Origin of the sequence: Streptomyces sp. McG3 (assembly GCF_018619185.1) — a bacterium.
GTDB lineage: Bacteria > Actinomycetota > Actinomycetes > Streptomycetales > Streptomycetaceae > Streptomyces.
The window spans coordinates 1-7,909 of record NZ_JAAXYC010000342.1 but is presented as its reverse complement, the minus strand read 5'-3'; the positions used below and the strand labels follow the sequence as shown (position 1 = coordinate 7,909).

Annotated in this window: 8 protein-coding genes and 1 pseudogene; 2 read left to right on the top strand and 7 right to left on the bottom strand. The window is 73.5% G+C overall.

Translation table 11 applies throughout. The annotated features are described in order from the left end of the window. The first annotated feature begins 382 nt into the window (after positions 1 to 382). Positions 383 to 967, top strand: coding sequence for a TMEM165/GDT1 family protein (locus HET64_RS33500; RefSeq protein ID WP_215110955.1), 585 nt, complete (start codon positions 383 to 385; stop codon positions 965 to 967). A gap of 48 nt (positions 968 to 1,015) precedes the next feature. On the opposite strand, the gene HET64_RS33495 is transcribed toward HET64_RS33500, so the two are convergent. The 5 genes from HET64_RS33495 to HET64_RS33475 all read right to left on the bottom strand — a co-directional run bounded on the left by HET64_RS33495 (position 1,016) and on the right by HET64_RS33475 (position 6,127). After that, on the bottom strand, positions 1,016 to 1,555 hold the full coding sequence (locus HET64_RS33495) for a methylated-DNA--[protein]-cysteine S-methyltransferase (protein ID WP_215110954.1): 540 nt from the start codon (positions 1,553 to 1,555) through the stop codon (positions 1,016 to 1,018). 28 nt (positions 1,556 to 1,583) lie between these two features. Further along, positions 1,584 to 3,056, bottom strand: a complete 1,473-nt coding sequence (locus HET64_RS33490) for an AlkA N-terminal domain-containing protein (RefSeq protein ID WP_215110952.1) — start codon at positions 3,054 to 3,056, stop codon at positions 1,584 to 1,586. 134 nt (positions 3,057 to 3,190) lie between these two features. Next, complete coding sequence (locus HET64_RS33485) at positions 3,191 to 3,724, bottom strand: O-acetyl-ADP-ribose deacetylase (RefSeq protein ID WP_215110950.1); 534 nt, start codon at positions 3,722 to 3,724, stop codon at positions 3,191 to 3,193. A 45-nt stretch (positions 3,725 to 3,769) separates the two neighbouring features. Then, complete coding sequence (locus HET64_RS33480) at positions 3,770 to 5,185, bottom strand: NAD(P)/FAD-dependent oxidoreductase (protein WP_215110949.1); 1,416 nt, start codon at positions 5,183 to 5,185, stop codon at positions 3,770 to 3,772. A 96-nt stretch (positions 5,186 to 5,281) separates the two neighbouring features. Continuing rightward, positions 5,282 to 6,127, bottom strand: coding sequence for an inositol monophosphatase family protein (locus HET64_RS33475; RefSeq protein WP_215110947.1), 846 nt, complete (start codon positions 6,125 to 6,127; stop codon positions 5,282 to 5,284). A 330-nt stretch (positions 6,128 to 6,457) separates the two neighbouring features. Between HET64_RS33475 and HET64_RS33470 the strand changes: the two genes are divergently transcribed. Continuing rightward, positions 6,458 to 7,153: a type 1 glutamine amidotransferase domain-containing protein gene (locus HET64_RS33470; protein ID WP_215110945.1), complete on the top strand. Its 696-nt coding sequence runs from the start codon at positions 6,458 to 6,460 to the stop codon at positions 7,151 to 7,153. Positions 7,154 to 7,193: 40 nt separating this feature from the next. Here HET64_RS33470 and HET64_RS33465 read toward each other — a convergent pair whose 3' ends face one another. Both HET64_RS33465 and HET64_RS39385 read right to left on the bottom strand, forming a co-directional pair. Then, entirely contained in the window at positions 7,194 to 7,562 is a 369-nt protein-coding gene (locus tag HET64_RS33465; RefSeq protein ID WP_215110957.1) for a Zn-ribbon domain-containing OB-fold protein, read from the bottom strand. A gap of 137 nt (positions 7,563 to 7,699) precedes the next feature. After that, positions 7,700 to 7,909, bottom strand: a pseudogene (locus tag HET64_RS39385) (TetR family transcriptional regulator); the annotation flags it as partial.

Sequence of the window (7,909 nt, the reverse complement as noted above, 5' to 3'; positions counted from 1 at the left end):
GCTCATGGGGGCACTTCCCGTCGCGGTGGGTGGAGTCGGATGGCGGCGGACCACCGCGGGGCGGGTGATCATCATGATGCTACCGAGGCGCTCCCGGTTCGAACACCAGCCCCCGGGTCCGGCCGGGTGGGGTAGTGTTGACGGCTGCGAAGGGGAGTAGCCCCGCAAACCGGTCGTCGACATACTGGAGCCTTCGGGTTCCCGGTGGCCGGGCTCGTGTGTCCTGCGAAGGATTGCCACGGGCGGGCGAGACCTTCGGTCCTGTATGACACGTCCACGTCCTGTGGGCGGAGCCGTCATGCCGGGCCGAGTGGTCCTCCGAAAAGCCCGAGCGGCGCTTCGCGAAGATCCCGGGCCCGGCTCGAACAGAAAGCCACCCGGAATGCACCTCGACCCCCTGGCGATCCTCACCGCCTTCGGGCTGATCTTCCTCGCGGAGCTCCCCGACAAGACGATGTTCGCGTCGCTGGCCATGGGCACGCGGATGCGGCCCCTCTACGTGTGGTTCGGCACCTCGTCCGCGTTCGTCGTGCACGTCGCCATCGCCGTCGGCGCGGGCAGCCTCATCGGGCTGCTGCCCGACTGGATCGTCAAGCTCGTCTCGGCCTCGCTCTTCGCGTTCGGCGCGTTCATGCTGCTGCGCGGCAGCGGCGGGGACGACGACGAGGACGCCGAGGTGAAGACCGTGACCGGGTTCTGGCCGGTCTACACGACGGCGTTCATGGCGGTCTTCATCAGCGAGTGGGGCGATCTGACGCAGATCACCACCGCCAACCTGGCGGCGAGCAACGGCACCTGGTCCACGGCGATCGGTGCGGCCGCCGCCCTGATGTCGGTCTCGGCGCTGGCGCTGCTCGCGGGGAAGTTCATCGCGAAGCGCGTACCGCTGAAGACCGTGCAGCGCATCGGCGGGATCTGCATGCTGGGCCTCGCCCTCTGGACGGCCGTGGAGATCTTCACCGGCTGAGGAACGCGGGGCGGGGGCGTACCGGCTCCGGCACGCCCCGGCCCGCGCTCAGAACAGCGCCTGCACCCCGTCGCCGGCCGTCCCCCCGCTCTCGAAGGCGAGCAGCCGCTGCTTGCGGTCCAGCCCGCCGCCGTAGCCGGTGAGGCTCCCGGAGGCCCCGATGACCCGGTGGCAGGGCACGATGATCCCGACGGGATTCTTGCCGTTGGCCAGTCCGACCGCCCGCGAGGCGCCCGGTTTCCCGAGCTCCTCGGCCAGTTCGCCGTACGTACGGGTCTCGCCGTACGGGATCTTCAGCAGCTCCTCCCACACGCTCCGCTGGAACGGCGTGCCCCCCAGGCTCAGCGGGAGGTCGAAGGCGGTGCGGTCCCCGGCGAAGTATTCGGTGAGCTGCTGGACCGTCTCGCCGAAGGGCTCCGGATCCGGGACGCCGAAGGTCTCCTGGGGCGGGCGGTGGCGCTGGTCGGTCATGTAGAGGGCGCAGAGGACTCCGTCGGTGGCGACGAGCGTGAGCGGGCCGTAGGGGCTGTCGATGACCGTGTGCTGCTTGGTCACCGGTGAGGTGGGAGTGGTGCCGGTCGTGGTCATGGAGAGGTGTCCTTGTCGGCGTCGGGCGTCAGGCGGGCAGGTGGTTGATGGGGTGGTCGTCCACCGTCCAGAGGTACTGCACGGCGTACGCCCGCCAGGGTCGCCAGTCGGCGGCCCGTGCGGTGAGGGCGGCGGGGGTGGCCGGCAGGCCCAGCCGCTCGGCCGCCCGGCGGATGCCGAGGTCGGTGGGGAGGAAGGCGTCGGGGTCGCCGAGGGCCCGCATGGCGATGGACTCGACCGTCCAGGGGCCGAAGCCGGGCAGGGCGGCCAGCTCGGCGCGGGCCCGCTCCCAGTCGGTGTCGGTGTCGAGCCGCAGCCGGTCCTCCGCGAGGGCGGCGACAAGCGTGGTGAGGGTCGTTCGGCGGGTCCGCGGCAGGGCCAGGGCCTCCGGGTCGAGGCCGGCCAGCGCCTCCGGGGCCGGGAAGAGGTGCGTCAGCCCGCCCTCGGGGTCCTCGACCGGGACGCCGTGGGCGGTGACCAGCCGTGCGGCGTGGGTGCGGGCGGCGGCGGTGGAGACCTGCTGGCCGAGCACCGCGCGTACGGCGAACTCCGCCCCGTCCACGGTGCGGGGCACCCGGCGGCCGGGGCCCGCGTCGACCAGCGGGGCGAGCAGCGGGTCGGTGCGCAGTTGCGCGTCGACGGCGACCGGGTCCGCGTCCAGGTCGAGGAGCCAGCGGCAGCGGCTGATGGCCCGGGTGAGGTCGCGGGGGTCGGTGAGGGAGAGCCGGCAGGCGATGTGGCCGGCCGCCGGACTCAGGGCGACGACGCCGTTCCCGTACGGGAGGCTGAGGGTGCGCCGGTACGCGCCGTCCCGCCACTCCTCGACGCCGGGGACGGCGGTCGCGGCGAGGTGGCCGAAGAGGTTGCTGGGGTTGAGCGGGGCCCGGTACGGGAGGCGGAGCGCGATGACGCCCGGTACGGCGGCGGGCCGGGGGCCCCGGGCGGCTCGGGTCCGCAGTTCACCGGGGGCCAGGCCGAAGACCTCGCGGACCGTCTCGTTGAAGGTGCGGATCGAGGAGAAGCCGGCGGCGAACGCCACCTGGGCCATGGGCAGCGCGGTCGTCTCGATGAGGAGGCGGGCGGTCTGCGCGCGCTGGGCACGGGCCAGGGCCAGCGGGCCGGCGCCCAGCTCGGCCAGCAGTTGCCGTTCGATCTGCCGCGCGGAGTAGCCGAGCCGGGAGGCGAGCCCGGACACGCCCTCGCGGTCGACGACCCCGTCCCGGATCAGGCGCATGGCACGGGCGACCGAGTCGGCGCGGGCGTTCCACTCGGGGGAGCCGGGGCTGGTGTCGGGGCGGCACCGCTTGCAGGCCCGGAATCCGGCCTGCTGGCAGGCGGCGGCGCTGGGGTAGAAGGTCATGTTGCGGACCTTGGGCGGTACGACGGGGCAGCTGGGGCGGCAGTAGATCCGGGTGGTCAGGACCGCGGTGAAGAACCAGCCGTCGAAGCGGGCGTCCTTGGACTGGACGGCCCGCACGCAGCGCTCGGTGTCGGTGTGCATGGTTCCAGGATGGTGCACCGGTCAGCGGCCTGGCTGGCGGAAATCCGACAGGGTCCTCGCGCGGAAATCCGACAGGCGCCCGAACCCGCCCGGTGGCCGCGGGGCACGGGACTTCCGGGGCGCGGGGCGCGGCCTCAGCGCATCGCGAGGACTTCCTCGAACTCCACGTACGCGTGGGCGTCGAAGAGGACGAAGCGCACCTCTTCCAACGGCTCCACGGTCTCCGCCAGGACCGTGCGGACGGCGATCTTGGCCCCGTCGTCCATCGGCCAGCCGTAGATGCCGGTGGAGATCGCCGGGAACGCGATGGACCTGGCCCCCAACTCGGCTGCCAGGCGCAGGGATTGGCGGTAGCAGGAGGCGAGCAGCGCGGAGCGGTCCTGGGCGCCGGAGAAGACCGGGCCGACGGTGTGCACGATCCACCGGGCGTCGAGGCGTCCGGCGGTGGTGGCGACGGCCTGCCCGGTGGGCAGTCCCTTTCCGTAGTGCGAGGCGCGCAGTTCACGGCAGGCGGCGAGGATGTCGGGTCCGCCGCGCCGGTGGATGGCGCCGTCGACTCCGCCGCCGCCGAGCAGCGAGGAGTTCGCCGCGTTGACGATGACGTCGACGGACTGGTCGGTGATGTCGCCGCGGACCAGACGTACGGCGGGGGAGACAGAGGTGCTCATGCGGACATCATGCCGCGCACCGGGGGCCTTCGCCGCCCGGTCGGTTCAGGAGGCCCGCAGCCTTCGCCATACGGCCTTGGCGGCGTGGTGGCCGGACATGCCGTGGACGCCGGGTCCGGGCGGGGTGGCCGAGGAGCAGAGGAAGACCGCGGGGTGCGCGGTGGCGTAGGGGACGCGGGCGAGCTTGGGGCGGATCAGCGTCTGGAGGCCGGCGAAGGCTCCGCACGCGATGTCGCCTCCGACGTAATTGGCGTTGCGCGCGGCGAGTTGGGGCGGGCCCGCGAGGGCGCGGGCGAGCACCAGATCGCGGAACCCGGGGGCGAAGCGCTCCAGTTGGCGTTCGATGACGTCGGTCGCGTCGCCCTCCCAGCCCGCCGGGACGTGCCCGTACACCCAGAAGACATGACGCCCTTCGGGGGCCCGGGAGGGGTCGGTCAGGCTGGGCTGGGCGGTGATGAGGAAGGGGACGCTCGGGTCGCGGCCCTCGACGGCCGCCTTCAGCGCGGTGTCGATGGTCCCGGCGTCGGGGCCGATGTGGACGGTGCCCGCGCGGCGGGCCTCGGACGCGGTCCAGGGGACGGGGCCCGACAGCGCGTAGTCGATCTTGAAGGCGGAGGCGCCGTAGCGGTAGCCGCGGTACGCGGAGCCGAGGCCCGCGATCCGGGCGAGCGCGGAGGGCGAGGTGTCGAAGATGTAGGCGCGGGCGGGCGGGAGTTCGTCCAGGCGCTTGACCTCGCTGCCGGTGCGGATCGTGCCGCCCTGTTCGCGGAGGAAGGAGGCGAGGGCGTCGGAGATGGCCTGGGAGCCACCGCGCGGCACCGGCCAGCCGTTCTCGTGGGCGGCGAGTGCGAAGACGAGGGCGATGGCCGAGGTGGCGACGCCGCTGGTGGGCGCTATGGCGTGGGCGGCGAGCCCGGCGAAGAGGCCGGGGGCCTTCTCACCGGAGAAGCGGCGGGAGAGCCAGGTGGCGGGCTGGAGGCCGAGCAGACCGAAACGGGCCAGCCGGTAGGGGTCGCGGGGCAGGCCGTCCCAGGGGGTGCGCAGGAAGTCGGCTGCCAGGGTGTCCCAGCGGCCGACGAAGGGGGCCATGAGGCGGCGGTAGGCCCCGGCGTCGGCCGCCCCCAGCGACATCGCGCTCTCGCCCACCGAGCGGGTCAGCGTGGCCGCGGTGCCGTCCGGGAAGGGGTGCGCGAGGTCGACCTCGGGGTGCAGCCACTGAAGTCCGTGCCGGTCCAGCGGCATGCCCCGGAACGCGGGCGAGCCGATCGCGAGGGGATGCACGGCGGAACAGGGGTCGTGCCGGAACCCCGGGAGGGTCAGTTCCTCGGTACGGGCTCCCCCGCCGATGGTGTCGTGCGCCTCGTGGACCTCGACCGCGAGGCCCCGGCGGGCCAGTTCGGCCGCGGCGGTCAGTCCGTTGGGACCCGCGCCCACCACGACCGCATCGAGCATCGACGGCACCTTGGGACTCCTTCGTCGGCCGGCAGTCGGACCCCCAGGGTATTCGCCGCCACCGACCGTGCGGACGCGGGTACCCCGGGTTCCCGGTCGGGCGGGTCAGCTTTCCGTGCGCAGGGCGGCCAGGACGCGCTGGGCGGTGGCCTCGTCGCGGGCCGCCGTGAACGGCAGGTCGTTGCCGCCCGCGATATGGAACGGGGCGCCGGACAGGGTCGACTGGGTGCCGCCCGCCTCGGTGACCAGGAGCAGGCCCGCGGCGTGGTCCCAGGCGTACTCCCAGTTGAAGGCGGTGGCGTCCAGGGCGCCGCGGGCGACGGCGAGGTACTCCAGTCCGGCCGAGCCGCAGGGGCGGGCCGCGATGCCTTCGGTGCGCAGGCCGAGCAGGGCCCGCTTCTGGGCCTCGGTGGTGTAGTCGGGGTGCGACATCGCCACGTTCAGCACGGCGCCGGGTGCGGGCGCCCCGGAGCGTATCGGCACCCCGTTGAGCGTGGCGCCCCGGCCGCGTACGGCGACGGCCATCTCGTCCCGGACCGGTGCGTACGTCCAGGAGGCGTGCACCTCGCCGTGGAGGGCGAGGGCGACCAGGGTGCAGAATCCGGCCTCGCCCCGGACGAACTGGCGGGTGCCGTCGACCGGGTCGACGATCCAGACCGGGGCGTCGCCGCCGAGGGCGTCGTAGACCGCCGGGTCGGCGTGCACGGACTCCTCACCGACGACTACCGAGCCGGGCAGCAGCTTGGTGAGGGCGGCGGTGAGGTGCTCCTCGGCCAGCCGGTCGGCGGCGGTGACCAGGTCGTGGGGGCCGCTCTTCTCGATGATCTCGTGGGCGGCGAGCTTCCGGTGGCGCGGCATGATCTCGGCCGCGGCGGCGGCGCGCACGGCGGCCTCGACCTCGGCCTGCGGTCCGGTGTGCCCGGCGGTCCCGTACAGGAAGTCATCGATCATGGCTCCAGCTAAGCACGGCCGTTCGAGCCGACGCCCCCCGGGTGAATGCGGACATCTCCGACGGGGCGATGGGGTGATCCTGGCGTCAACCAGCCCGTATGCGCGAGTTCACCGGGACGCCGGGCTCGGGAATCCCGGCGGCCGGCCGACGGAGTCCACCGCACCGGATGATTCGGACCGTCCGCCGGGGGCAGGCGATCCGCCGGACGGCCGATCGCCGCCGCCCCGTCGGAAGCCTCTTTCCGGCACACGTGGGCGGGAGGCGGATCCTGGCCCGACCGGGCCTGACGTCGGCCCGGTCAGCCACCCCGACCAACGGAGATGTACGACATGGCAAAGATCCTTTTCGTGGTGTCCGGCGCGGACCACTGGACCCTGGCGGACGGCACGGCCCACCCCACGGGCTTCTGGGCCGAGGAGGCCGTGGCTCCGTACCGGGCGTTCACCGGCGCCGGGCACGAGGTGGTCGTCGCCACCCCGGGCGGCGTCGTCCCGACCGTGGACCGCGGCAGCCTGGCGCCCGAGGTCAACGGCGGCCAGGAGGGCGCCGACGCGGTGGCGGCCGGTCTTGAGGCGTTCGAGGAGCTGCGGCGGCCGGTCGCGCTGGAGGACGTGGACCCGGACGCGTACGACGCGGTCTTCTACCCCGGCGGCCACGGCCCGATGGAGGACCTCGCGGTGGATCCCGTCTCCGGGCGGCTGCTCGCCCGGGTGCTGGCTTCGGGCAAGCCGCTCGGTGTGGTCTGCCACGGCCCGGCGGCGCTGCTGGCCGCGACCGGACCCGATGGCCGATCCGCGTTCGCCGGGTACCGGCTGACCGGCTTCACCAACACCGAGGAGACCCAGGCGGGCTTCGCGGACAAGGCCAAGTGGCTGCTCCAGGACCGGCTGGTGGCGCTGGGCGCGGACTTCCAGGAGGGCGAGCCCTGGGCGCCGTTCGTCATCACCGACCGGAATCTGATCACCGGCCAGAACCCGGCGTCGTCCGTCCCGTTGGCCGCCGAGCTGCTCGACCGGCTGGGCTGACCGGCCGATCGGCGGTTCGCCGCCCGGCCGGCCGGGACGTTCAGACCCAGTCGCGCCGTGCGGGCGGCTCGCAGAGTTCCAGGACCACCTCGCCCGTCTCCGGCTCGTCGCCGGAGACGGGCCGGACCCGCGCACCGACCGTCACCAGGTGCGGAGCCGCCCCCACGATCCGGCAGCGGAAGACGAACCCTTCGGAGAACCTCACGAGGGACTCGTTGCGCGCCGCCTCGGTGTAGCGGTGGACCACGGCGGTCCGGACGACCACTCCGTGGCCGGTGGTGCGTTCGGGCTCCAGTTCGCTCGACGCGCACACCGGGCACAGCAGCCGCCGGAACGAGGCGGTGCCGCACCAGCGGCAGCGGTTGTAGGAGAGGCCGCACTCCTCGTGCGCCTTCTGGACGGTGCCCATTACGGTGCCCATGGCTGTCTGGGACACGGCTCGACCCCCTGCGCTCGACTCGGACGCGCCGCACCTGCACTGCGGGCGCGTCCGCACCATATGGCACTCAGTGCCGGGCCGTAAAGGCACTGAGTGCCCATTGATGCTCAGTTCTCGCGGACGGCCGCCTCGATCTGCTGCACGACACGCCACATCGGGGTGCCCTTCCGAGCGACCATCACGATCACCTCACCGTCGCCGGAAACGGGGAAGGAAGAAGAGGAAAAGGAGCCGGAGGGAAAGGGAGCCGCGGGAAGGGGCGCGGTCGGGCCGGGAACGCAACCGCCCGGAAGCCCTTCCCCTCCCCCGTTCCGCCC

Coding starts and splice junctions, on each gene's coding strand:
- HET64_RS33500 (WP_215110955.1), top strand. CDS start 383: ATGCACCTCGACCCCCTGGCGATCCTCACCGCCTTCGGGCTGATCTTC.
- HET64_RS33495 (WP_215110954.1), bottom strand. CDS start 1,555: ATGACCACGACCGGCACCACTCCCACCTCACCGGTGACCAAGCAGCAC.
- HET64_RS33490 (WP_215110952.1), bottom strand. CDS start 3,056: ATGCACACCGACACCGAGCGCTGCGTGCGGGCCGTCCAGTCCAAGGAC.
- HET64_RS33485 (WP_215110950.1), bottom strand. CDS start 3,724: ATGAGCACCTCTGTCTCCCCCGCCGTACGTCTGGTCCGCGGCGACATC.
- HET64_RS33475 (WP_215110947.1), bottom strand. CDS start 6,127: ATGATCGATGACTTCCTGTACGGGACCGCCGGGCACACCGGACCGCAG.
- HET64_RS33470 (WP_215110945.1), top strand. CDS start 6,458: ATGGCAAAGATCCTTTTCGTGGTGTCCGGCGCGGACCACTGGACCCTG.
- HET64_RS33465 (WP_215110957.1), bottom strand. CDS start 7,562: ATGGGCACCGTCCAGAAGGCGCACGAGGAGTGCGGCCTCTCCTACAAC.